This is a genomic window from Streptomyces sp. NPDC002206, assembly GCF_053593595.1.
This window is the reverse complement of record NZ_JBSFCW010000003.1, coordinates 226,892-251,088: the sequence shown is the minus strand read 5'-3', so window position 1 is coordinate 251,088 and position 24,197 is coordinate 226,892. Positions and strand designations below refer to the sequence as shown.

The following is a 24,197-nucleotide window of genomic DNA, read 5'->3' as shown; positions in this document are numbered from 1 at the left end:
GAACGTCCGAGAGAGATGGGGGCGAGACATGGCCGCGGGATATCTGGACATCCTCCGGGCGCGGCATGCCACCCGGCTGCTGGTCGGCACACTGGTGGGCCGGCTGCCCAGTGGCACCGCGCACATCGCGATCGTCCTGTTCACCCGCGCCGAGGGCGGCAGCTACACCCTCGCGGGGGCGCTCGCGGCGGTGTACGGCCTCTCCACGGCGGTCGGGCAGCCGCTGCTGGGCCGGGCCGTGGACCTGTACGGTCAGCCTCGCGTCCAGCTCCCCGCGTCCGTACTGTCCGCGCTGGGCATGGCCCTGCTCGCCCTGGCAGGCCTCGGATCGCTGCCGCTGGCCTACGCGGCCGTGATGGTGGCCGGCGTCTGCACACCGCCGCTGGAGGGCGGCCTGCGGGCCCTGTGGCCGACGGTCCTGGGGCGCGAGGACCGGGTGCACCGCGCGTACGCCATGGACGCGGTGGCCCAGGAGGTCATGTTCACGGTGGGGCCGCTGCTGGTGACGGTGCTGGTCTCGCTCTGGTCGCCCGCCGCCGCGCTGCTCGTCATCAACGTGATCGGGGTGCTCGGGGCGCTCTCCGTGGTGGTCTCGGAGCCCTCCCGCACCTGGCGTTCGGCACCCCGTGAGGCGCACTGGCTGGGCGCTCTGCGCTCGCCGGGCCTGCTGGCGCTGCTCGGTTCCTTCTTCTTCGTCGGGCTCGCCCTGGGGTCGATCACGGTGGCGGGTGTCGCGTACGCCGACGACCACGGCCGGGAGTCGGTGTACGGCTGGCTGATGGCCGCGCTCGGACTGGGCGCGCTGATCGGCGGCGTGGCGTACGGGGCGTGGCAGTGGGCCGGGGCGCCGGAGCGCCGGCTGCGGGTCATCGTCGCGCTGCTGGCACTCGGCTATCTGCCGCTGATGCTCACGCCCGGGGTGGTGGCGATGACTGTACTGGCCGCGCTCGCCGGGGTGTTCCTGGCGCCCGCGATCGCGTGCTCGTTCATCGTGGTGGACCGGCATGCTCCGCGGGGCACGGTGACGGAGGCGTTCTCCTGGCTCGTGACGACGTTCGGGGTCGGCGCGGCGGCGGGAACGGCCTTGGCAGGCCCGGCCGTAGAGCTGGGCGGGACGGCGCAGGGCTTCGCCGTCGCGGGGGCCGGTGGGGTGGTTGCGCTGCTGGTTCTGCTGGCCACGGGAAGGGTCCTCGCAGTTCCCGGGCGTACGCCGGTTGCTGTGCGGGTATCGGAAAATGATCGAAACGGTGCTGTCGAACCCGGTTTCAGCTCGGGCCATAAGGCGTAATGTTCAGTCATGGACCGCCGCATTTTCGGGCTGGAGAACGAGTACGGCGTCACGTGCACGTTCAGGGGACAGCGCCGACTGTCTCCTGACGAAGTGGCGCGCTACCTCTTCCGCCGTGTTGTGTCATGGGGCCGCAGCAGCAATGTCTTTCTGCGGAACGGCGCCCGCCTCTATCTCGACGTGGGATCGCATCCGGAATATGCAACCCCCGAATGCGACAATCTGACCGAGCTGGTCACCCACGACAAGGCAGGCGAGCGCATTCTCGAAGGCCTGCTCGTCGACGCCGAACGCCGCCTGCACGAGGAGGGAATCGCGGGCGACGTCTATCTCTTCAAGAACAACACCGATTCGGCGGGAAACTCCTACGGGTGTCACGAGAACTACCTCGTGGCGCGACACGGAGAATTCTCCCGGCTCGCGGACATCCTCATTCCCTTCCTCGTCACGAGGCAGCTGCTCTGCGGAGCGGGCAAGGTGCTGCAGACCCCGCGCGGCGCGGTCTACTGCGTCAGCCAGCGTGCCGAGCACATCTGGGAGGGCGTCAGTTCCGCGACGACGCGCTCCCGTCCGATCATCAACACGCGCGACGAACCGCACGCCGACGCGGAGCGGTACCGCCGCCTCCATGTCATCGTCGGCGACTCGAACATGTCCGAGACGACGATGCTGCTCAAGGTCGGCGCGACGGACCTGGTGCTCCGGATGATCGAAGCGGGCACGGTGATGCGCGATCTGACACTGGAGAACCCGATCCGGGCGATCCGCGAGGTCAGTCACGACATCACGGGTCAGCGCAAGGTCCGCCTCGCCAGCGGCCGCGAGGCGTCGGCCATCGAGGTGCAGCGCGAGTACTACGAGAAGGCCGCGGACTTCGTCGATCGCCGCGGCATCCGTACCGGCACCGTCGCCCAGGTCCTGGAGCTGTGGGGCCGCACGCTCGACGCGATCGAGGCCGAGGACCTCGACCGGATCGACACCGAGATCGACTGGGTGATGAAGTACAGGCTCATCGAGCGGTACCGGGCCAAGCACAACATGACCATGTCGCATCCGCGGGTCGCCCAGATAGATCTCGCGTACCACGACATCCACCGTCGGCGCGGGCTGTACTACCTGCTGGAGCGGAAGGGGCAGGCCGCCCGTATCTGCAACGACCTGAAGATCTTCGAGGGCAAGTCGGTGCCCCCGCAGACCACCCGGGCGCGGCTGCGCGGCGACTTCATCCGAAGGGCGCAGGAGCAGCGGCGGGACTTCACCGTCGACTGGGTCCATCTCAAGCTCAACGACCAGGCGCAGCGCACGGTGTTGTGCAAGGATCCGTTCCGTTCGGTGGACGACCGAGTGGAGAAGCTGATCGCGGGTATGTGAGCCGGCGCAGGACGCGCCTCGGCACTTGTGCGACTCGGGCCCCGTACGTCCTCGTACGGGGCCCTGTGCACGCCCTAGAGTGTCGGGGACTCAACCATCTGTGTCGTCTGAGATCTGAGGAACCAGTGCGCCGACTTGCCGCCCTTCTCGTTGTCCCCCTGCTGCTGTTGACGGCGGCGTGCGGTGGCGACGGCAAGGGCTCCGACTCCGCCTCGAAGAACGGATTCCCCGCGATCACCGCGGGTGCGAAGTTCGGCGAGAAGCCCACCTTGTCCAAGGGACAGGGCGATCCGCCCAAGGAGCTGAAGACGCAGGTCATCAGTGAGGGCGATGGCGCGAAGCTCAAGAACGGCGACGCGATCCAGGTCAACTACCTCGGACAGGCGTGGGACTCCACCAAGCCGTTCGACAACAGTTTCGACCGCAAGCAGCCCTTCGATCTGACGCTCGGTGCGGGCATGGTCATCAAGGGCTGGGACCAGGGCCTCCTCGGCCAGAAGGTCGGCAGCCGTGTCCAGCTGGTCATTCCGCCGGACCTCGGTTACGGCGCGCAGGGCCAGGGCGACATCAAGCCGAACGCCACCCTCGTCTTCGTCGTGGACATCCTGAAGGCGACGCAGATCCCGACGTCCGCCAAGGGCACCGCGGTCGCCCAGGACAACGTGGACCTGCCGAAGGTGGGCACCAACACCGACGGCAAGGCGCCGTCCGTCAAGATCCCGGAGAAGACCGACCCGCCGAAGAAGCTGGTCTCCAACTACATCCTGGAGTCCAACGGGGAGGTCATCAAGGAGACCGACAGCGTCGTCGTGAACTACGTGGGCCTGCTGTGGAAGGACGGAAAGACGTTCGACAGCACCTACGCCCAGGGCAAGACCCAGACCTTCCCGCTGGCCCAGGTCACCCTCAAGGGCCTGAAGAACGGTCTGATCGGCAAGAAGATCGGCAGCCGTGTCCTGCTGGTCATCCCGCCGGACCAGGCGTTCGGCGACAAGGCGCAGCAGTCCATCCCCGCCAAGTCCACCCTGGTGTTCGCCGTGGACCTGCTGGCAAAGATGTAAGACTGTCCCGGTTGTCCAGTTCATCATTTGGAGGAGCAGTTCAGTGAGCATCGAGAAGCCCGAGATCGACTTCCCGGGTGGCGAGCCGCCGGCCGACCTGGAGATCAAGGACATCTGGGAGGGTGACGGCGCGGTCGCCAAGGCCGGCGACATGGTCAAGGTCCACTACGTGGGCGTGGCCTTCTCCACCGGCGAGGAGTTCGACGCTTCCTGGAACCGCGGCACCCCGCTGCAGTTCCAGCTCGGTGTCGGTCAGGTCATCTCCGGCTGGGACCAGGGCGTGCAGGGCATGAAGGTCGGCGGCCGTCGCCAGCTGACCATCCCCGCGCACCTCGCCTACGGTGACCGCGGCGCAGGCGGCCGTATCGCCCCGGGCGAGACGCTGATCTTCGTCTGCGACCTGGTCGCCGTCTGATCCGTCCCCGGACGCATCACGAGGGCCCGTGCTGGACTGCACGGGCCCTCGTTCCGTACGGCGTGGGCCCTCGCTTTTGTCCGGACACCCGGGAGCGGTACGGTCGATCGTCGTAGAGCAAGTAGAAAAGGGGCGTCGATGGCCATTGCCAAGGCCGAGCGGCTGATGAACCTGGCGCTGTGCCTGCTGGGGACCCGGCGCCCGCTCAGCAAGCGTGAGCTGCGCGGGTCCATCGAGGCGTACCTGGAAGCGGGCTCCGACGACGCCTTCAACCGGATGTTCGAGCGCGACAAGGACGATCTGCGCGAGCTCGGTCTGGTCATCGAGACCGTGGAGAACCTGGACGGCGACACCGGCTATCTGGCCCGCCGGGACAGCAACCGGCTGCCGCCGATCACGCTGGACGCCGAGGAGGCCGCGGCGCTCGGTCTGGCCGCGAAGGTCTGGCAGCAGGCCCGGCTCGCGGGTGCGGCCAGTGGTGCGCTGCAGAAGCTGCGGGCCGCGGGGATGCCGGAGGCCGAGGACGCGTACGAGGTGCACAGCGCGCTCGAGCCCCGCATTCCGGTGCATGAGACCGCGTTCGAGCCGCTGATGCTGGCGTGCCGCGACCGCCGTCCGGTCACCTTCGACTACCGCAAGGCCAACGCCGCCCGGCCCGAGCAGCGCCAGGTCGAGCCCTGGACGCTGGAGTGCTGGCGCGGGCACTGGTATCTGGCGGGCTGGGACCGGGACCGTGGCGCCGAGCGGGTGTTCCGGCTGTCGCGGATCACCGGCCGGGTCCGCTCGCGGGCCGGGGCCTTCACCGCCGAGGTGCCCGACGTGGTGACCGTCCGGGAGACCGTGGAGAGCTGGGCGGGGGAGACGGCGACCCGGACCGCGCTGATCAGGCTGCGGTCGGGTTCCGGCTACCCGCTGCGGTCGCGCGCGATATCCGTGCGGGAACTCGGAGACGGCTGGGACGAGTTGGAGATCCCGTACGGACACGGTCTGGACGCCTGGCTCGTCGAGTTCGGCCCGGACGTCGTCGTGCGGGAACCCGCGGATCTGCGGGCCGATGTGGTGGACCGGCTGCGCGCCGTGGCCAAGGACTGAGGGGGACCGTATTCATGGCGACGAACGCGATCGACCAGACACGCCGGATGCTGTCCCTGGTGACGTATCTGCGGGAGCGCCCCGGCGCCCATGTGCAGGACGTGGCCCGTGCGTTCGGGATCACCGAGGACGAGCTGATCTCGGACCTCGACGTGCTCCCCATGTGCGGGACGAGCTTCCGTGGCGGCGACCTGCTGGACATCGACACCGACGGTGACCGGATCTGGTGGCACAACCCGGACGACGTGGCCGAGCCGCTCCGGCTCGCGGCCGACGAGGCGACGGCTCTTCTGGTCGCCGCGCGCGCCGTGGCCACGCTGCCGGGGCTGCGGGAGAGCGATCGGCAGGCTCTGCTGCGGGCCACCGCCAAGCTGGAGACGGCGGCCGGGGAGGCGGCGGCGGCGAGCTCCCGGCTCTCGGTCACCTTCGAGGCGGAGGGCGGCGTCTTCGCCGATGTCGACCGGGCGATCTCCGAGCGGCGCAGGCTGTGGCTGCGGTACTACTCGCCCGCGCGCGACGAGCTCACCGAGCGTGAGGTGGACCCGATCCGGCTGTTCGCCGTGGGGCACACGTACATGGAGGCCTGGTGCCGGCTCTCCGAGGACCGGCGTACGTTCCGGCTCGACCGGGTCGCCGAGATCCGGCTGCTGGACGAGCCGTCCGCACCCCCGGAGCTGGAGCTGCGGGACCTCTCCGAGGGGCTGGTGCAGCCGGCGGCCGAGGATCCCGAGGTCGTGATCGAGGTGGGGCCCGGTGGCCGCTGGGTCGCCGAGTACTACCCGCACGACAGCGCGGAGGAACTGGCCGACGGCGGACTGCGGATCACGTTGCGCACCCCCGATCCGGCCTCGCTGCGCAGGCTTGCGCTACGGCTCGGCGGGGAAGGGCGCATCGTCGCCCCGCAGGAGCTGGCGCAGAGCGCGCGGCAGGCGGCGCGGGCGGCGCTGGCCGCCTATGACGGCCCGGCCTGAGCGGATACTTGAGGAGATATGAGCAATATGTCTGTGGTGTCAGGTATCCCGACCGTGGTGGTACCCGAGTCCGTACGGTTCAAGGCCGCCTGCCCGGACTGCCGCGGGCGCTTCGAGCTCGCGGCGGGTGCCCTGCGCCTCGCCATCGGCGCCAGCCGCCGTACGACGTTCTACTCCTTCACCTGTCCCGAGTGCGGAGCAGCCGTCCGCAAGCCGGCCGGGGAGCGGATCATTGAGCTCCTGACCGGCGGCGGCGTACGGACGCTCCGCCTCCACGCCGGGCTGTAGCACTCCGGATACCCGGCCCACCTAGACATATCGAGGCTCTGCGCATGTTCTGGCCCATGCTCGCCATCGCCCTGGGGTTCCTCGGCATCGCCGTCCTCGGCGTGCTGGCCGTCAAGGTCTTCGTCGAGGCGCAGCGCCTGGGGCGCCAGGTGACCCGCACCACTCAGCGCATCAACCGGGCGGCCGAGGATCTCGAACGGGCCGCCACCGATCTTGCAGCCACTGGTGAATCCCTGCGGTAGGCCAGCTATTTCGGATCGGGCCGGTCGATCGGCGAGGGGCGCGGCCTCCAGTTTCTCAGGTTCGGAGGGTACGCTGCACTGGCGGCCCTGAGAGCGAGGCATGGGCCGTAATCGCAAGGATGCATGGGTATTGCCCTGCGTTTACTCCTGCGGGATACGATCGCTGACAGTACGAAGATCGGACGTCTGTCCGACGTTCGATCAGCCCCACCCCTGCTGCCTCGGTGAGAAGGTACACGCATATGTTCGGAAGGCTCGGCGCTCCCGAGATCATCCTGATCCTCGTCGTCATTGTTCTGCTGTTCGGCGCGAAGAAGCTTCCTGACATGGCTCGCTCGCTCGGCAAGTCGGCCCGCATCCTCAAGAGCGAGGCCAAAGCCATGAAGTCTGAGGGCAACCCGTCGGCCACCCCCGCCGACCCGCCGCACGACCCCGCTCAGGACCAGGCAGCCCCGCGCACGATCAAGGCCGCGCCCGGCGATGTGACGAGTTCGCGACCGGTCGCCGAGCCGACCGACTCGACCAACCGCTGACAACTGGGCCGACGCAGGCGCCGTGACCGGTGACGGCCTGCTGCACGAGATGAGGACGTGGGTTGCTCAAGCCTGCCCGCAAACAGGAGACGGATCCCGAGGGCCGCATGCCCTTGGTGGAGCACCTGCGTGAGCTGCGCAACCGGCTGGCGAAGGCTCTCCTGGCGATTGTCGTCGTCACGATCGTCGCTGCGTTCTTCTACAAGGGGATCATCGAGTTCTTCACCGACCCGGTGCTGAAGGCGGTCGGTTGCCATTCGAGCTTCGCCGAACTCGCCAAGAAGGACGACGGCACCTGTGCGCGCATCGTCCTGAACGGTCTGCTGACGCCGTTCACCCTCGCGCTCAAGGTCTCCCTGATGGCAGGCGTCGTCCTTTCGTCGCCGATCTGGCTCTACCAGCTCTGGGCGTTCATCGCCCCGGGACTGCACAGACACGAGAAGAAGTACTCGCTGGCCTTCGTCGGCGCGGGCTTCCCGCTCTTCCTCGCCGGTGGCTTCTTCGCGTACAAGACGCTGCCCACGATGGCCAAGGTCCTGCTGGAGTTCTCGCCGGCCGGTCTGGACAACCAGCTGCCGCTCGACGACCTGCTGGACCTGATCACGCGCATGGTGGTGGTCTTCGGGCTCTCCTTCGAGCTGCCCCTGCTGCTCGTCATGCTGAACCTCGGCGGCGTCATCACGGGCAAGCGGATGCTCGGCTGGTGGCGCGGCATGATCATGGGCATCACGGTCTTCGCCGCACTGGCCACGCCCAGTACCGACCCGCTGACCATGCTGGCGCTCGCCGGGCCGATCTGGGTCCTGTACTTCTGCGCGACGGCGCTCTCGCTCCTCAACGACCGCCGCAAGGCCCAGCGCGCGGCGGAGGGTCCCGCCGATGACGAGGCGTCGGAGCTTGACCTCACCCCCGAGGACGTCGGTGAGATCGAACCGGTCTCGTCCGTCAGGTCGCTGCCGGCCCAGTCGGGGCCGGACCGTGACCGGGTGAACGGTTACGACGACATCACCTGATCTTGTAAGGTCCCCCGGGTGACCAGCGAGATCACCCTTTTCGTCAATCCCACCGCAGGACGCGGCCGGGGCGCGCACGCCGCGCAGCCGGCCGCTTCCGCATTGCGGGACGCCGGATTCTCCGTACGTACGGTTCTGGGCGAGGACGCCGACGACGCGCTGCGGCGGGCCCGTGAGGCGGTCGACGGCGGGACCGGTGCACTGATAGCCGTGGGCGGGGACGGCATGATGTCCCTCGCCCTCCAGGCCGTGGCCGGGACCATGACGCCGCTCGGTGTGATCGCCGTCGGTACCGGCAACGACTTCGCCCGCGCCCTCGGTCTGCCGATACGGGACCCGGCCGCCGCGGGCCGGCTCGCTGCCGAGGCGCTCAAGGGCGGGGCGATCAGGGACATCGACCTCGGCCGGGTCGGCGACCGGTGGTTCGGGTCCGTGCTCGCCTCCGGCTTCGACTCCCGGGTCAACGACCGGGGCAACCGGATGCGCTGGGTCGGCGGCCGGTTCAAGTACGACCTCGCGATGCTCGCCGAGCTCGCCGCGTTCCGGACGATCCCGTACCGCATCAGGCTCGACGGCGGGCCGGTCCAGGAGATCGAGGCGACGCTCATCGCGGTCGGCAACGGCTCCACCTACGGCGGGGGCATGCGGATCTGTGCGCACGCCGTCATGGACGACGGGCTCTTCGACGTGACCGTCGTCGGCGACTGCAGCCGTACGACGCTGCTCAAGGTGTTCCCCCGGGTCTACAGGGGCACGCACCTCGACCACCCCGCGGTCACCGTGCACCGGGTCTCGTCGATCGAGCTGGCCGCCGCCTCCGTCACCGCCTACGCGGACGGCGAACCGCTCGGTGTGCTGCCCCTCACCGCCACGTGCGTGCCGGGTGCGGTCAGGGTTCTTGCACAGTGAAATAAAGATCGCGCTGACTGTCAGAGGTGACGGGTACGCTCGTAAGCAAGATGACAGAGGACCTCTCACCAGCTGAGCGATACCAGGCATTCCGGATCCGCGCCGCCGAGCAGGCCACGGCACTCGCGCCCTTTCGCGAGATGTACGAGTTCGATCTGGACCCGTTCCAGATAGAGGCATGCAAGGCCCTGGAAGCGGGTAAGGGGGTGCTGGTCGCCGCCCCGACCGGGTCGGGCAAGACGATCGTCGGCGAGTTCGCCGTGCATCTCGCGCTCCTCCAGGGCCGCAAGTGCTTCTACACCACGCCCATCAAGGCCCTGTCGAACCAGAAGTACGCCGATCTGGTCAAGCGCTACGGCGCGGACAAGGTCGGCCTGCTGACCGGCGACAACAGCGTCAACGCCGATGCCCCGGTGGTCGTCATGACCACCGAAGTGCTGCGGAACATGCTGTACGCGGGCTCGCAGGCGCTCCGCGGCCTCGGCCATGTCGTGATGGACGAGGTGCACTACCTCTCCGACCGCTTCCGCGGCGCGGTGTGGGAGGAAGTGATCATTCATCTGCCGGATTCGGTGACGCTGGTGTCGCTGTCGGCGACCGTGTCCAACGCCGAGGAGTTCGGCGACTGGCTGGACACCGTCCGCGGTGACACCGAAGTGATCGTCGCCGAGAGCCGGCCCGTGCCGCTCTGGCAGCACGTGCTGGCCGGCCGCCGGATGTACGACCTCTTCGAGGAGGAGACCGACCACGGCGGCCGTGGCGCCGGCCGCCGCGAGGTCGACCCCGACCTCGTCCGGCTCGCCCGCATGGAGAACCAGCGCGGGTACAACCCGCGCGAGCGCCGCCGCGGAAAGATGGTGCGCGAGGCGGACCGCGAGCGCGAGCGGCGCCAGCGCAGCCGGATCTGGACCCCGTCCAGGCCCGAGGTCATCGACCGGCTGGACGCGGAAGGGCTGCTGCCCGCGATCACGTTCATCTTCAGCCGGGCCGGCTGCGAGGCCGCCGTACAGCAATGTCTGCAGGCCGGACTGCGGCTCAACGACGAGGACAGGCGCCGGCTGGTGCGGGAGATCGTCGAGGAGCGGACCGCGTCCATCCCCGGGGAGGACCTCCATGTCCTCGGCTACTACGAATGGCTCGAAGGGCTGGAGCGGGGCATCGCCGCGCACCACGCGGGCATGCTGCCGACCTTCAAGGAGGTCGTCGAGGAGCTGTTCGTACGCGGGCTGGTCAAGGCGGTCTTCGCGACGGAGACCCTCGCCCTCGGCATCAACATGCCCGCGCGCTCCGTGGTGTTGGAGAAGCTCGTCAAGTGGAACGGCGAGCAGCACGCGGACATCACCCCCGGCGAGTACACCCAGCTGACCGGTCGTGCCGGGCGGCGCGGGATCGATGTCGAGGGCCATGCGGTGGTGCTGTGGCAGCGCGGCATGGACCCGGGGGCGCTGGCCGGACTCGCGGGTACCCGCACCTATCCGCTGCGGTCCAGCTTCCGGCCCTCGTACAACATGGCCGTCAACCTGGTGCACCAGTTCGGGCGGCACCGGTCGCGCGAGCTGTTGGAGACCTCGTTCGCACAGTTCCAGGCCGACCGGTCGGTCGTCGGGATCTCCCGGCAGGTGCAGAAGAACGAGGAGGGCCTGGCGGGTTACCGCGAGGGCATGACCTGCCACCTAGGTGACTTCGAGGAGTACGCGCGGCTGCGCCGCGATCTCAAGGAGCGGGAGACGGAGCTCGCCAAGCACGGTGCGTCGCAGCGCCGGGCGGCGGCTGCGGCGTCCCTGGAGAAGCTGAAGCCGGGCGACGTCATCCACGTTCCGACCGGGAAGTTCGCCGGACTGGCGCTCGTGCTGGACCCGGGGCTGCCTGCCGGGCGGGTCAACGGGTACCGGGGGCTCGAATCCTACGACGGGCCGCGGCCGTTGGTGCTGACCTCCGAGCGGCAGGTCAAGCGGCTCGCCGCGATCGACTTCCCCGTGCCGGTCGAGGCCGTGGAGCGGATGCGGGTGCCCAAGTCGTTCAACCCGCGGTCGCCGCAGTCGAGGCGCGACCTGGCGTCGGCGCTGCGGACGAAGGCAGGGCACATCGTGCCGGAGCGGCACCGCAGGGGCCGGGCCGAGGCCGCCGACGACCAGCAGATCGCCCGCTACCGGGCCGAGTTGCGGGCCCATCCCTGCCATGGGTGCGCCGAGCGCGAGGACCATGCGCGGTGGGCGGAGCGGTACCACCGGCTGCAGCGGGACACGAAGCAGCTGGAGCGGCGGATCGAGGGGCGGACGAACACGATTGCCCGCACCTTCGACCGGATCGTCGCGCTCCTCACCGAGCTGGACTATCTGCGGGGCAACGAGGTCACCGAGCACGGGCGGCGACTGGCCCGGTTGTACGGCGAGCTGGACCTGCTGGCCAGCGAGTGCCTGCGGGCCGGGGTCTGGGAAGGGCTGAACCCGGCAGAGCTCGCCGCATGTGTGTCGGCGCTGGTGTACGAGGCGCGGCAGGCGGACGACGCGGTGGCACCGAAGCTGCCGTCCGGGCCGGCGAAGGCGGCGATGGCCGAGATGGTCCATATCTGGGGGCGGCTCGATGCCCTGGAGGAGGACTTCAAGATCAACCAGACGGAGGGTGTCGGGCAGCGGGAGCCCGATCTCGGGTTCGCCTGGGCGGTCTACACGTGGGCGTCGGGGCGGACTCTGGACGAGGTGCTGCGCGAGGCGGAGATGCCGGCAGGGGACTTCGTGCGGTGGTGCAAGCAGGTGATCGATGTGCTGGGGCAGATCGCTGCCGCGGCGCCGGGGGGCGGGGGGAGCTCCGTGGCTCGCAATGCGCGTAAGGCGATGGATGCGGTGCTGCGAGGGGTTGTGGCTTACAGCTCGGTGGGGTGACGGGCCCTCTGCCCGGCCCCCGGTCCTCAGGCGCCGGACGGGCTGGATCACCGCCCGGACGGGGTGGGACCGGGTGGATCGGGCCCGTCCGGGGTCGAGGACCGGGGGGCGGGGGACGGAGCCCCCGGTTACGCAGCGTTCTTACGCGCGGCGTCCCGTTTGGCGACTTCTTCCCGGACGATCGGGATGACATGGCGCCCGAAGTCGATCGCATCGTCGAGCAGGTCGTAGCCCCGGGCGGACAGCACTTCGACCCCCAGGTCGTAGTAGTCCAGCAGTGCCTGCGCGACCGTCTCCGGTGTGCCCACCAGAGCCGTCGAGTTGCCGGCGCCACCGGTTTCGGCCGCGGTGGGTGTCCACAGCGCGCGGTCGTGGCGTTCGCCCCGGTCGGCGACGGCGAGCAGCCGTCGGGAGCCCGCGTTCTCCGGGTTCCGGAGCGGGTGACGACGGCTGAGCGGAGTGCCCGCCTTGTGGGCCTTGATCCGGTCGAGCGTCCGGTGGGCCTTCTCCCAGGCGAGTTCTTCGGTCGGTGCGATGATCGGGCGGAAGGCGACCTGGATCTTCGGGACATCGAGGCGTCCCGCCGCCTTCGCCGCCGCCCTGACCGCGGCGATCTGCTCCGCAGTCTCGGCGAGGGGCTCGCCCCACAGGCAGTAGATGTCGGCCTCGGCGCCCCCTGCCGCGTAGGCCGCCGGCGAGGAACCGCCGAACGAGACCCGCGGGTGGGGCTGTTGGACGGGGAAGGTATCGCTCACGAAGTCGTTGAAGCGGTAGTGGGTGCCTTCGTGATCGAAGGGCTCGTGCGAGGTCCAGGCCTTCTTGATGATCTGGATGGCCTCGCGGGTACGGGCGTACCGTTCGTCCTTGGTGAGGAAGTCTCCCTCGCGCTGCTGTTCGTGATCGTTGCCGCCGGTGATGAAGTGCACGGCGAGGCGGCCGTCACTGATCCGGTCCAGGGTGGCGAAGGTCTTCGCGGCGAACGTCGGGTACGAGACGTTGGGCCGGTGCGCGACCAGGATCTGCAGGGTGTCCGTGCGCGCTGCGACATAGGCGGCCGCGGGGGACGGGTCGGGAGAGCCCGAGCCGTAGGCGAAGAGCACCCGGTCCCAGCCGTAGTCCTCGTGCGCGCGTGCCAGCTCGAGTGTGTATTCCTTGTCGAAGGATGCCCCGGAGCGGGGCGTCACTTCGGATCCGTCATGGGTTGCTGCGATGCCGAGAAACTCGACGGGCATGGCAAAGCCTCATCTCGTGCTGCGGTGAACCGGTCGGGTCGTGCACAGTGCTGACGCGCTGACGTATGAGCAGTCAGGGACGACACGAGGCCGACCACACTCGACCGAAGTCGATGTGGTCGCGGGTGACCAGCCGCAGCTGAGGACGCATCTGCTCAGTGGAACAGGCGGATCGGTACTGCGTCAACCGTGCTCCGGGTCAGCGGTCGACGTAGCCGCGCCAGCCGCCGTACACCGTGATGTCTGTTGTGCCGCGCAGGGCGTAGGGCTCGCACAGGAAGCCGGGGGCGGTTGTGCCGTCCGAGAGTTCCACCCGGCCCAGCGTCATGGGGGACGGGAGCTCCGCCGTGAGGCGGCCCAGGCCCTCAGGGGGCAGCTGCCATACCTCCACCTCGATCGCGGCGCCGCCTTCGCCCACCCGTTCCAGGCCGGGCTTGGGCGGGTCGGTGCGCAGGGCGTGCAGGCGGTAGACCGGGGCCGTGGTCGTCGTACGGAGCAAGTGGGCCCCCAGCGACAGGAGTTGAGGGTTCAGGGGTTGGCCCGTCAGATGGGCGCCCGCGACGACGAGCCTGGTGGGCGGGGTCAGCAGCGCGGTGATGCGGGCCAGACGTTCATCCGTGTGGGCCGGGCCGATCAGCATCACGCCGAAGGGACGTCCGGCCACGTCGCCGGCGGGGGCGGCCACCGCGCACAGGTCGAACAGGTTGGTGGAGTTGGTGAACCGGCCCAGCCGTGCGTTGACGCCCAGCGGGTCCGCGGCCACCTCCGCGAGCGTGGGGTGACCCGGTGCGGTGGGCAGGAGAAGGGCGTCGGCGTCGGAGAGGGCCGTCATGGCGGCATCGCGCAGAACCGCCAGCCGGTCCCGGTCGGCGAACAGACGGTGTGCCGGGATGTCCCGGGCCGCCGTGATGATGTGGGCGACGGTGGGGTCGAGATCGTCGGCGGTGGGGGCGGTGTCGATGAATGCGCCGACCGCCGTGTAGCGCTCGGCCACGAATGCTCCCTCGTACAGCATGGCGGCGGCTTCGAGGAAGGGGGCCGGGTCCACCGGTTGCAGGTGCGCGCCCGCCGCGCGGAGGCGGTCGGCCGCTGCCTCGTACGCCTCCGCCCAGCCGGGGTCCAGCTCGCCCAGCTGTTCGGTCGCCGGGACCGCGATCCGCCAGGGACCCGGTGTCCGGGCGGACGCGGACTGCGGCGCGGTCGTGGCCATCAGGGCGAGCGCCTGTTCGGCCTCGGGGAGCGTACGGGCGAAGACGGTGACACAGTCCAGGCTTGCGCAGGCCGGGACCACGCCGTCGGTCGGGACCAGGCCGCGGGTCGGCTTCAGGCCCACGATCCCGTTGAACGCGGCCGGGATCCGGCCGGAGCCCGCGGTGTCCGTGCCGAGCGACAGGTCGGCGATGCCGAGCGCGACGGCGACCGCGGAACCGGAGCTGGAGCCTCCGCTGATCAGGGACGGGTCATGGGCGTGGCGGACCGCTCCGTAGGGGGAGCGGGTGCCGACCAGACCCGTGGCGAACTGGTCGAGGTTGGTCGTGCCGATCACCAGGGCTCCGGCCGCGCGGAGGCGGGCCACGGCCGGGGCGTCGGCCGTCGGCTTGTACGCGTACGACGGGCAGCCCGCGGTGGTGGGGAGGCCGGCGACATCGATGTTGCCCTTGACGGCCAGCAAGCGGCCGGCGAGGGGGAGATGTTCCCCCGCGGACACGCGGGCGTCGAGGGTTCTGGCCTCGGCCTCCACCTCGGGCAGCGGGCGCAGATCGATCCAGATCTCCGGACGGTCGACGGCCTCGATCCGGGCATGGGCGGCACGGACCCGGGCCAGGACGGGTGTGGGCGTGGTCATGTGTGCTCCTCAGTTCGTGGGGGGCGGGGCCAGGACCAGCAGTGCGGTGCCCGGTTCCACCTGGGCACCCGGCCGGGTGAGGACCTCCACGACGATGCCGTCCGCCGGGGCGTGGATCCGGGACTCCATCTTCATCGCCTCCAGTGCGAGAAGAGGCTGACCCGCCGTCACCGTGTCGCCTGCGGCGACGTTCAGCTGCCAGACCGACGCCGCGAACTCGGCCTCCACCAGCCGGCCGCCCGACGGCACCGTCACCTCGGCCGCCGGTGGCGCCGGTTCCGTGGCGGCCTCCGCCCGCGCGAACTCGCCGGCCGCCTCCCAGGCGTCCCGTTCGGCCGAGAAGGCGGCGCCCTGACGGGTGCGGAACCCGGCGATCGAGTCGGCGTTGTCGGCCAGGAACTTCTCGTACCGGGCCAGGGAGAACTCGCCCTCCTCGATCCGCGGTACGAACCGGCCGGACGCAATGTCCGCGCGGAGCTCCCGGAGTTCGTCCGCCTCCACCGGGTACCACTTGATCCGGTCGAAGAACCTCAGCAGCCACGGTGAGCCGGGCTCGAAAGCGCCGCGCTGCTGCCACCCCGACCACACCTGGGTGGTGCGCCCGACGAACTGGTACCCGCCCGGCCCCTCCATCCCGTAGATGCAGAGATAGGCGCCGCCGATGCCGACCGAGTTCTCCGCCGTCCAGGTGCGGGCCGGGTTGTACTTGGTGGTGACCAGGCGGTGCCGGGGGTCGAGCGGGGTGGCGACCGGTGCGCCCAGGTAGACGTCGCCGAGGCCCAGCACCAGATACTCGGCGTCGAAGACCGTGCGGTACACGTCGTCGACCGAGTCCAGGCCGTTGACCCGGCGGATGAACTCGATGTTCCACGGGCACCAGGGGGCGTCGTCACGTACCCCCGCCATATAGCGGGCAATGGCCTCGCGGGTCGCCGGATCGTCCCAGGACAGCGGCAGATGCACGGTCCGCGACGGCACGGTCAGAGCGTCCGTGGGCGGGAGCGCCGCCTCGGTGGCGTGGAGAAGCTCCAGGAGCCGGTGCTGGGGGAGGAGCTCCGGATCCGTCTGGATCTGGAGCGAGCGGATGCCGGGCGTGAGGCCGGTGATGCCGGGTACGGCCGCCGCGGTCAGCGCCTCCATCAGGGCGTGCACCCGCATCCGCAGGGCCAGATCCAGCTGCATCGGGCCGTACTCGACCAGCACGTTGTCGTCACCGCTGCGGCGGTACGTGACATCGCCGCTCCGGTACAGGATGCCGCCGTCGACGATGTCCGGGCGGCGCTCGCCGGTGATCGTGACCGGTGTGAAGCGGACCGTGTCGCCGGGCCGCAACTGGCCCAGCTTCCACCGCTCGCCCGTGACCACGGTCGCCGGGCAGACGAAGCCGCCCAGCGAAGGCCCGTCGGGGCCGAGCAGCACCGGCATGTCTCCCGTGTAGTCGACGGCGCCCACGGAGTACGGCGTGTCATGGATGTTCGAGGGGTGGAGTCCGGCCTCGCCGCCGTCGGTGCGGGCCCAGCGCGGTTTGGGGCCGACCAGCCGGACACCTGTGCGGGCCGAGTTGAAGTGGACCTTCCAGTCGGCGGCGTAGAAGTCGTGGATGTCCTCCTCGGTGAAGAACTCCGGTGCGGCGTGCGGGCCTTCGGCTACGCCGATGTGCCAGATGCCACCGATGTGCGGACGGTCGGAGTCCGGAACGGCGGCGCTCGGGGCCCGTACCGCGCCACCGTGCAGGACATCGCCCGTCCGCAGGGCCCGGCCGCCGTGTCCGCCGAAGCCGCCGAGGGTGAAGGTCGCCGCGCTGCCCAGGAAGCCGGGCACGTCCAGGCCGCCGCCGGCGAAGAGGACGTACGTACGCAGACCGTGTCCGTCCGGTGCGCCGACCGCGAGCGTGGAGCCCGCCGGGACGGTGAAGGGTTCCCACAGGGCGACCGGTTCGCCGTCGACCGTGACGGGGGCCGGTGCGCCGGTGACACAGACCGTGGTCGGGTGGGTGAACCGCAGGGTCGGGCCCTGGAGCGTGCATTCGAGGCCGGGTGCGCCCGCGTCATTGCCGAGCGCGGTGTTGCCGAGCCGGAACGACAGGTCGTCCATCGGGCCCGACGGCGGGACGCCGACCTGCCAGTAGCCCGTGCGGCCCGGCCAGTCCTGCACCGTGGTGAGGGTGCCGCCGGAGACCACCTCGATGCGCGGGGTCGGGTCGGTGACGGTGGCGAGCGTGGCCGTGGAGTGCGCGGCGGTGCGGACCCGCTCGTCGGCCAGAGCGGCCCGTACCAGTCCGACGTTGGTCTCGATGCCGTCGATCCGGGTGGCGGCGAGTGCCGTGTCCAGCCGTGCGAGGGCCTCGGCGCGGTCGGTGCCGTACGCGACGACCTTCGCCAGCATCGGGTCGTACGACGTCGTCACCTCCGTCCCCGTCTCGACCCAGGTGTCGACACGGACTCCCTCGGGGAACGCGACCCGGGTCAGCAGGCCCGCCCCGGGGCGGTGGTCGCGGGTCGGGTCCTCGGCGTAGACCCGGGCCTCGACGGCATGGCCGCGCGGCGCATCCGGTTCGTGTACGACAGCCGTGTCGCCCTGGGCTAGGCGCAGCATCCACTCGACGAGGTCGACGCCGTAGATCTCCTCGGTGACCGGGTGTTCGACCTGGAGGCGGGTGTTGACCTCCAGGAAGTACGCCTCGGCGCGCGCCGCGTCGTACACGAACTCCACCGTGCCCGCCGAGCGGTAGCCCACCGCCCCGCACAGATCCTGGGCGGACGCGGTCAGTTGCTTACGGACGTGCGGCGGGAGTCCCGGGGCGGGGGCCTCCTCCAGGACCTTCTGGTTGCGGCGCTGGAGGGAGCAGTCGCGGTCGCCGAAGGTCACCACCCGGCCCCGGCCGTCGCCGAAGACCTGCACCTCGACATGGCGCGCGTCCTCCACGAGGCGTTCGAGGAAGACACCGGCGGAGGAGAAGGACGCGGCGGCGACCCGCTGCACCCGCTCCCAGGCGTCGGCGAGTTCGTCGACGGATCGACAAGCTGACATGCCGATACCGCCGCCACCGCCGGTCGCCTTGAGCATCACGGGATAGCCGATGCGGTCGGCCGCCGCCAGCGCCGACGGCAGATCGGGGAGCAGCCCGGTGCCGGGGGCGAGCGGTACGCCCGCGGCCTCGGCTGCCGCGCGAGCGGTGTGCTTCGCGCCGAACAGCTCCAGCTGCTCGGCGGTCGGGCCGACGAAGACGATCCCCGCGTCCTCGCAGCGCCGGGCGAAGCCGGCGTCCTCGGAGAGGAAGCCGTAGCCGGGGTGGATGGCCCCGGCCCCGGTGTCCTTGGCGGCCTTCAGGACCAGGTCGGCGTCGAGGTACGACTCCTTGGCGGGCGCGGGCCCCAGCCGTACCGCCGTGTCGGCGAGGCGGACATGGGGCGCTGAGCGGTCGGGGTCGGAGAAGACCGCGACCGTACGGAGACCGAGGCGGCGGGCGGTGTGGATGATCCGTACTGCGATCTCGCCCCGGTTGGCCACCAGCAGTGTGTCGAAATTCGTCATGCGGTGGCCTCGCCGATGGTGGCTTCGATTGCCGTCGGGTCGAAGCCGTTGCAGGGGTTGTTGATCTGAGGGCAGTTGGAGACCAGGACCAGGACGTCCCGTTCGGCGCGCAGGGTGACCCGCAGGCCGGGGGCGGAGATGCCGTCGACGATGCCGAGCGTGCCGTCCTTCTCCACGGGGACGTTCATGTACCAGTTGATGTTGGAGACCAGATCGCGCTTGCCGAGCCCGTGCCGGGCGCCCTCCGTGAGGAAGTTGTCCACACAGGCGTGCTGCGACCAGGTGTGGTGCCCGTAGCGGAGGGTGTTGGACTCCTTGGAGCAGGCGCCGCCGACCGTGTCGTGGCGGCCGCAGGTGTCCTCGGTGACCGTCATCAGCGGGGTGTGCTCGTTGGACAGCAGCACGCTGCCGGTGGTGAGGAAGATGCTGCCCTGCGCGTGGACGGTGTCCGGGGCGCTGTAGCGGACGGCGGTGTCCTGGGCGTCGTACACCAGGAAGTCCACGGCCTGGTTGCCGTGCAGATCGGTCAGCGTGAGCTGTTCGCCGACGCGGACGACGGCGGACCAGGCGGCCCGCGCGGGGATCACGTCGGAGCTGCGGACGGTGCGGGTGACAGTGGTGGCGACGGTCATGCGAGCCCCCTGGCGGCGAGGAAGTCGAGCGTGTTGAGGAAGGCCCGGCGGCCCTCCGGTGTGGCGTCCCAGAGCGGGTCCCCGGACGCAGTCGGGCGGGCGCGCCAGGCCAGCACCTCCAGCGGGGTGCAGACGTAGTCGGGGCGCGGGTCCAGCGGATGCGGGACGTTGGCGATGAGCACGGTCAGGTCCTGCTCGGCGCGGAGCGTCACCGACGCGCCGGGTCCGGCGGAGCCGGTGAAGTCCAGGGCGCCGTCCTCACGTACCTCGACACCCTGGAAGAAGGAGAGCGACGGCGGCAGATCGCGCGGCCCGAGCCCGTTCTTCGCGGCAGCGAGCTTCAGCAGCTCCCGGCCGGCGGGGGACGGCGACTGCGAGGTGCCGTCGCCGTACCGCTCGGTGTTGCGTACGAGGGTCGACGTGCCGCACAGCGCGTCGTGCCGGCCAGAGCCGTCGGCGACCACCGAGGCGAGGACCCGCCCCTGGTCGGAGAGGAGCAGCCGGTCGGCGCCCAGGTAGGCGTTCCACTGGACCTTGACGGTGTCCGCGGTGTTGAGCCGCTCCCAGGGGCGCCCGTCCACGTACAGCAGCAGATGGGCGCAGGCGTCGCCCGTGAGATCGGTCAGCCGGAGCTCGGTGCCGCGGGCGAGTACCCGGTGGGTGTAGTTGCCCCCTGCCACGGTCTCGGCCCAGACCGGTATGCCGGGGACGGCCGCGGGCCAGTCGCTCGCGGGCACCACCGGCATGGTTTCGGTACGGGTGCCGTGCTGGGCGCGGGCGTGGTCCCGGGCTCCGTGTGTCGTCGCTGTCGCCATGGCTGGCCCCTCCGGCTCGACGTGCCTGTGTCGATCGCGCACCGCTGCAGCGCGCCTGTGCGGTGCAGTTCCGTCGTGCATTTCTGTCGCGTGACAGAAATTAGGCCGCGGGCGAGTCGGGGTCATTGCCCGTCCGTTGCACGGGAGTTACCGAGTGCTCACCAAGATCGGGGCGGGCACGGATGTGCGACGATCGGCCCATGTCCACCACCGGGAGACGGGTCGGCCGGCCGCGCGCCCAGCAGCGCGCGGACAGCGGACTGTCCGCGCGCGAAGAACTGCTGACTGCCGCCGCCGAGCTGTTCACCACCCGCGGATACGCCGCGACCACCACCCGGGCCGTCGCGGAACGGGCCGGCATGCGGCAGGCGACGATGTACCACTACGTCGCGGGCAAGGAGGATCTCCTGGCGGAGCTCCTGGAATCCACGGTCACTCCGTCGTTGGCGCTGGCCGGGAAGTTGCTCGCCGACGATGCGACGGCCCCCGAGGACCGGCTGTGGGAGCTCTGTCGCTCCGACGTGGCGCTGCTGTGCGGTGGGCCGTACAACCTGGGTGCCCTGTACGTACTGCCCGAGGTGCGGGCCGAGCGGTTCGCCGGCTTCCACCGGGTGCGGGACGAGCTCAAGGAGGCGTACGGGACGCTGCTGGCGGCGACCCGGGCGGGGGCGGCGCTGGACGAGGGGGAACTGGCGCTCCGTACCGATCTGGTCTTCGGGCTCATCGAGGGCGTGATCCTGGTCCGCCGCTCGGGGCCGGATCGGCCGGTGGCCGCGTTCGCGGCGGCGACGGCGGATGCGGCGTTGAGAATTGTCGGGACCCGGCCCGACTGACGGGCCCGCCCGCGCCCGGCCAGGGGTTGTGTGCCTTCGGGGCCGGACCATGCCTCGGGCAGCCGGACGCCCGGTCGGCATGCGCGGTGCGGGCGGGGCATGCCTGGGCCGGCCCGCTCCATGCGGACCGGCCGAGGGCTTTCCGTCCTCCGTTCGTCCCGGCGGCGATCCGCCGGGCAGGTGCTAGGTCCGACTGCTCTTCATCGAGGCACCGACGCAGACCAGCCCGAGCAGCAGCGCCAGACCGCCGATGATGACGTTGTTGATGATGACGCCCATGTCGGGGCTGCTGCCGACGATCCACGGCGACAGGATCATCCAGATGCCCATGGCGCAGATGGCCCAGCTCAGGCCGTACATCCGGGCCGGCATCACGGTGAACCCGAGTCCCAGCACCGCGATCGCGATCCCCATGATCAGGTTGTGCTGCACGAGTGTGGGCTGGCTCGCGGTGAAGTGGAGCACCCAGGGCGAGACGGCGCAGTAGAGGCCGACGAGGAACACCGGTCCGTCCACGAGTGCCACATCGCGACCGCCGAGCATGCGGGCATAGCGTTCCCGCATTTCGGAAACATCCGGGTGACTGGTTATGTCAGCGCGGGTGTGTGAGACGTTGGACATGAGAGTCGTCTCCTTCGATCCTGCAGGCCCGACCGCGGAGGGTGAAGTGCGGTAGGCGCCTCCTGCCACCATTCTGCGCTTATATGGGCCTTATGTGCATGTTCGGCCCCTAGGAACTGTGCGAATCCAGGCCATGGGCCAGGGCCGTCAGCTGTGCCGTTCGCAGGACCCGGCCTCCGTACCCCGGCAGCGGGACATGCAGCGGCTCCGTCCAGCGCGACGGGATCGCATCGCTCCCGTGCACCGCCCCGGCCAGGCCGCCGGTGACGGCCGCGACCGTGTCGGTGTCCCCGCCCACGTCGATGGCGGCCGCCAGCGCGTCCTCGAAGGTACGTGTCGTACGCAGCGCCCAGACAGCGGTGCCCAGGCACGGCCACACCGCCCCGTTGAACTCCGTCGCCAGGCCGGGGTGCCAGTCGGGCGAGAGGACCGTCGCCCAGCGTTCGCGCCGGTCGTCGTGTACGGCGGCCAGCGCGCCCGGGAGGGCGGTGAGCGGGTCGTCGCCGTTCAGTGCCACCCGGATCAGGTCATGGAGGACGGCGGTGCCTTCCCAGGCGGCCCGGTCGCCGTGCGTCAGTGCCGCGATCCGGCGGGCGGCGTCCATTGTCGCCGCGCGAGCCGCCGGCTCCGGGCCGTCGGCTCGCGCGAAGTACACGGCAGAGGTCGCCGCCCGCATCAGCGAACCGTTGCCCGCCGCACGCCCGTCGACCTGGAAGTGGAGTGCGGCGGCCAGGTCCCAGGGATCGCCGCTCGTCAGGACGTACTCGGTCTGCAGACCGATGTCCTTCGGCTCACCCGCCGCCCACCGCCGGAACCTGCCGAACATGTCGGCGAGGTCGAGCCCGTCCCGCTCCAGCAGGGACTCACCGACCAGGACAGCCATCTGGGTGTCGTCCGTCGCCTCGCCCGGATCCCAGCCACCGCCCCCGCACATGGCCCCGACGCCCTTTGGGAACCGGGTCGTGTACGCGCCGGCGGGACCGAACTCGAACGGCGCCCCGAGCGCGTCCCCGACCGCAGATCCGACGACGGCGCCCACCGCCCGGTCCTGTCTGCTCCCCTGGTCCATGGGGTCAGCGTAGGGAGAACGACCTGCTCCGGTACACCCGATATGCCGCGCCCACCAGGACCGTCGCGGTCAGGAACAGGACCGTGAACCACTGGAAGTACCAGTGCCCGCCCGCAGGGTCGTACACCGCGGCCCGCGGCCAGGCCAGATTGACGGTCATCACCAGCCCGTACAGCAGCGCGAGCGCGTTGACGGCAATGCCCCAGCGGCCCAGCGAGAACAGCGGCCGGCCCGTCTCGTCCACGGCGTCCGTCCGCGCGGCGAACGTACCGCGCAGCCGGCGGACCAGCAGCGGACCCGTCACCATCGAGTACGCGAGGTACAGCATCACTATGCAGGTGGTGCCGATCGCCAGGAACGCGTCGGGCGAGGCGAAGTTGAGCAGCAGCAGGACCGCCGAGAGCACGCCCACGACGACTGCCGGGGCTGTCGGCATACCGGTACGCGCGTTGACCTTCGACAGCAGACCGGAGCACGGCAGCCGGCCGTCGCGGGCCATCGAGAACAGCATCCGGCAGGCCGCCGTCTGCACGGCGAGGGTCGCCACGGCGATGGCGATCACCACGTCCGCCAGGAGCACCCGGCCGACCCCGTCGCCGAGGCTGCTGGTCAGCACGTAACTCATGCCGTCGACCGCGAGATGACCGTCGGTCAGGCTGGGCGCCGCCAGCAGCCCGCCCAGCACCAGCAGCCCGCCGAGCAGACCGGCCGCGCCCAGGGCGGAGAGGACGGTGCGCGGTGCGGTACGGCGCGGGTCGCGGGTCTCCTCGCTCATCTCGCCCGCGCTGTCGAAGCCGATCATGACGTACGCGGCCGTGAACGAACCCACCAGCAGCGCGCCGAACACGCCCGTCCCGGCGCCACCGGTATGGAAAGTGACGGTCGGGGTGCGCTCCGAGTGGGTGAGGAGCAGCACCACGATCAGCACGGCGCCGATGATCTCGGCGGTGACACCGACCCGGTTGATGACCGACATCACGCGGTTGTCGACGATGTTCACCAGCGTGGTGAGGACCAGCAGGATGGTGCCGAGCAGCGCCGCGTTCATCGCACCCGTCGGGGACAGCGGTGCGGGGTCGCCGCCGATCAGCTGGAACCCCGACCAGATGGGCGGCATCACCATCTGCAGGGCCAGCGCGGCTGCGGCGACCACCACGATCTGGCCGATGACCATGATCCAGCCCGCGAACCAGCCGAAGGTCAGGTTGGACAGCCGCGACGACCACTGATAGATCGCGCCGGATATCGGGTAGCGGGCGGCGAGTTCGGCGAAGCAGGCGGCGACCAGCAGCTGGCCGATCAGCACCGCGGGCCACGCCCAGAAGAAGAGCGGGCCGCCGAAGGAGTAGCCGACGGCGAAGAACTGGAACACCGTCGTCAGCACCGAGATGAACGAGAAGCCCGCGGCGAACGAGGCGTAGCGGCCGAGGCTTCGGTGGAGCTCCTGACGGTAGCCGAACTCCTGCAGGGGCGAGCTGGATTCGGCGGGGACGGGGGGATCGGGGAGTACGTCGGTGGGGGCGGTGACGGACATGGCAGCACCTGCTCTC

The 24,197-nt window shown here is 70.4% G+C and carries 21 protein-coding genes; 13 read left to right on the top strand and 8 right to left on the bottom strand.

What is annotated here, in order from left to right:
* The first annotated feature begins 28 nt into the window (after nt 1–28).
* The 12 genes from ACWCP8_RS09300 to ACWCP8_RS09245 all read left to right on the top strand — a co-directional run bounded on the left by ACWCP8_RS09300 (nt 29) and on the right by ACWCP8_RS09245 (nt 12,065).
* Nucleotides 29–1,288 carry an MFS transporter gene (locus tag ACWCP8_RS09300; protein WP_352266048.1) on the top strand — a complete coding sequence of 420 codons (1,260 nt, stop codon included), beginning with the start codon at nt 29–31 and terminating at the stop codon, nt 1,286–1,288.
* Nucleotides 1,289–1,297: 9 nt separating this feature from the next.
* Nucleotides 1,298–2,659 (top strand): Pup--protein ligase, encoded by a 1,362-nt coding sequence (gene pafA, locus ACWCP8_RS09295; protein WP_267006067.1) that lies wholly within the window; start codon nt 1,298–1,300, stop codon nt 2,657–2,659.
* Between the two features lie 125 nt (nt 2,660–2,784).
* On the top strand, nt 2,785–3,720 hold the full coding sequence (locus ACWCP8_RS09290) for an FKBP-type peptidyl-prolyl cis-trans isomerase (protein WP_451115099.1): 936 nt from the start codon (nt 2,785–2,787) through the stop codon (nt 3,718–3,720).
* A 43-nt stretch (nt 3,721–3,763) separates the two neighbouring features.
* Nucleotides 3,764–4,135 carry an FKBP-type peptidyl-prolyl cis-trans isomerase gene (locus ACWCP8_RS09285; RefSeq protein ID WP_266987638.1) on the top strand — a complete coding sequence of 124 codons (372 nt, stop codon included), beginning with the start codon at nt 3,764–3,766 and terminating at the stop codon, nt 4,133–4,135.
* A 138-nt stretch (nt 4,136–4,273) separates the two neighbouring features.
* Nucleotides 4,274–5,227: a helix-turn-helix transcriptional regulator gene (locus ACWCP8_RS09280; RefSeq protein ID WP_326602665.1), complete on the top strand. Its 954-nt coding sequence runs from the start codon at nt 4,274–4,276 to the stop codon at nt 5,225–5,227.
* Between the two features lie 14 nt (nt 5,228–5,241).
* Complete coding sequence (locus ACWCP8_RS09275; protein ID WP_356003539.1) at nt 5,242–6,198, top strand: helix-turn-helix transcriptional regulator; 957 nt, start codon at nt 5,242–5,244, stop codon at nt 6,196–6,198.
* An 18-nt stretch (nt 6,199–6,216) separates the two neighbouring features.
* Nucleotides 6,217–6,486 carry a CpXC domain-containing protein gene (locus ACWCP8_RS09270; protein ID WP_383919714.1) on the top strand — a complete coding sequence of 90 codons (270 nt, stop codon included), beginning with the start codon at nt 6,217–6,219 and terminating at the stop codon, nt 6,484–6,486.
* Nucleotides 6,487–6,530: 44 nt separating this feature from the next.
* Nucleotides 6,531–6,728, top strand: coding sequence for a hypothetical protein (locus tag ACWCP8_RS09265; RefSeq protein WP_351079209.1), 198 nt, complete (start codon nt 6,531–6,533; stop codon nt 6,726–6,728).
* A gap of 242 nt (nt 6,729–6,970) precedes the next feature.
* Nucleotides 6,971–7,261 carry a Sec-independent protein translocase subunit TatA gene (tatA, locus tag ACWCP8_RS09260; protein WP_030918467.1) on the top strand — a complete coding sequence of 97 codons (291 nt, stop codon included), beginning with the start codon at nt 6,971–6,973 and terminating at the stop codon, nt 7,259–7,261.
* Nucleotides 7,262–7,323: 62 nt separating this feature from the next.
* Entirely contained in the window at nt 7,324–8,274 is a 951-nt protein-coding gene (tatC, locus tag ACWCP8_RS09255; protein ID WP_352266051.1) for a twin-arginine translocase subunit TatC, read from the top strand.
* An 18-nt stretch (nt 8,275–8,292) separates the two neighbouring features.
* Nucleotides 8,293–9,183 carry a diacylglycerol kinase gene (locus ACWCP8_RS09250; RefSeq protein WP_352266052.1) on the top strand — a complete coding sequence of 297 codons (891 nt, stop codon included), beginning with the start codon at nt 8,293–8,295 and terminating at the stop codon, nt 9,181–9,183.
* Nucleotides 9,184–9,233: 50 nt separating this feature from the next.
* A complete protein-coding gene (locus ACWCP8_RS09245) occupies nt 9,234–12,065 on the top strand; it encodes a DEAD/DEAH box helicase (protein ID WP_451115095.1) in 2,832 nt (943 codons plus the stop codon).
* A gap of 128 nt (nt 12,066–12,193) precedes the next feature.
* Here the strand turns inward: ACWCP8_RS09245 and ACWCP8_RS09240 are convergent, their stop codons facing one another.
* The 5 genes from ACWCP8_RS09240 to ACWCP8_RS09220 form a co-directional block, all read right to left on the bottom strand.
* Entirely contained in the window at nt 12,194–13,297 is a 1,104-nt protein-coding gene (locus tag ACWCP8_RS09240) for an LLM class flavin-dependent oxidoreductase (RefSeq protein ID WP_352266054.1), read from the bottom strand.
* Nucleotides 13,298–13,496: 199 nt separating this feature from the next.
* Nucleotides 13,497–15,143, bottom strand: coding sequence for an allophanate hydrolase (atzF, locus tag ACWCP8_RS09235; RefSeq protein ID WP_451115093.1), 1,647 nt, complete (start codon nt 15,141–15,143; stop codon nt 13,497–13,499).
* Between the two features lie 9 nt (nt 15,144–15,152).
* Nucleotides 15,153–18,677, bottom strand: a complete 3,525-nt coding sequence (locus tag ACWCP8_RS09230) for a 5-oxoprolinase/urea amidolyase family protein (protein WP_451115091.1) — start codon at nt 18,675–18,677, stop codon at nt 15,153–15,155.
* Nucleotides 18,674–19,309 (bottom strand): urea amidolyase associated protein UAAP2, encoded by a 636-nt coding sequence (locus ACWCP8_RS09225; RefSeq protein WP_352266057.1) that lies wholly within the window; start codon nt 19,307–19,309, stop codon nt 18,674–18,676. The genes ACWCP8_RS09230 and ACWCP8_RS09225 overlap by 4 nt, the downstream gene beginning before the upstream one ends.
* Nucleotides 19,306–20,124 (bottom strand): urea amidolyase associated protein UAAP1, encoded by an 819-nt coding sequence (locus ACWCP8_RS09220; protein ID WP_451115089.1) that lies wholly within the window; start codon nt 20,122–20,124, stop codon nt 19,306–19,308. Before ACWCP8_RS09220 ends, ACWCP8_RS09225 begins: the two co-directional genes overlap by 4 nt.
* Nucleotides 20,125–20,324: 200 nt before the next feature.
* On the opposite strand from ACWCP8_RS09220, the gene ACWCP8_RS09215 reads away from it, so the two are divergent.
* Entirely contained in the window at nt 20,325–20,957 is a 633-nt protein-coding gene (locus tag ACWCP8_RS09215) for a TetR/AcrR family transcriptional regulator (protein WP_352266059.1), read from the top strand.
* 183 nt (nt 20,958–21,140) lie between these two features.
* On the opposite strand, the gene ACWCP8_RS09210 is transcribed toward ACWCP8_RS09215, so the two are convergent.
* The 3 genes from ACWCP8_RS09210 to ACWCP8_RS09200 form a co-directional block, all read right to left on the bottom strand.
* Nucleotides 21,141–21,578: an SPW repeat protein gene (locus ACWCP8_RS09210; RefSeq protein WP_352266060.1), complete on the bottom strand. Its 438-nt coding sequence runs from the start codon at nt 21,576–21,578 to the stop codon at nt 21,141–21,143.
* A 109-nt stretch (nt 21,579–21,687) separates the two neighbouring features.
* Nucleotides 21,688–22,647, bottom strand: coding sequence for an ADP-ribosylglycohydrolase family protein (locus ACWCP8_RS09205; RefSeq protein WP_451115086.1), 960 nt, complete (start codon nt 22,645–22,647; stop codon nt 21,688–21,690).
* 4 nt (nt 22,648–22,651) lie between these two features.
* A complete protein-coding gene (locus ACWCP8_RS09200) occupies nt 22,652–24,181 on the bottom strand; it encodes an amino acid permease (protein WP_356003513.1) in 1,530 nt (509 codons plus the stop codon).
* Between the last annotated feature and the right edge of the window lie 16 nt (nt 24,182–24,197).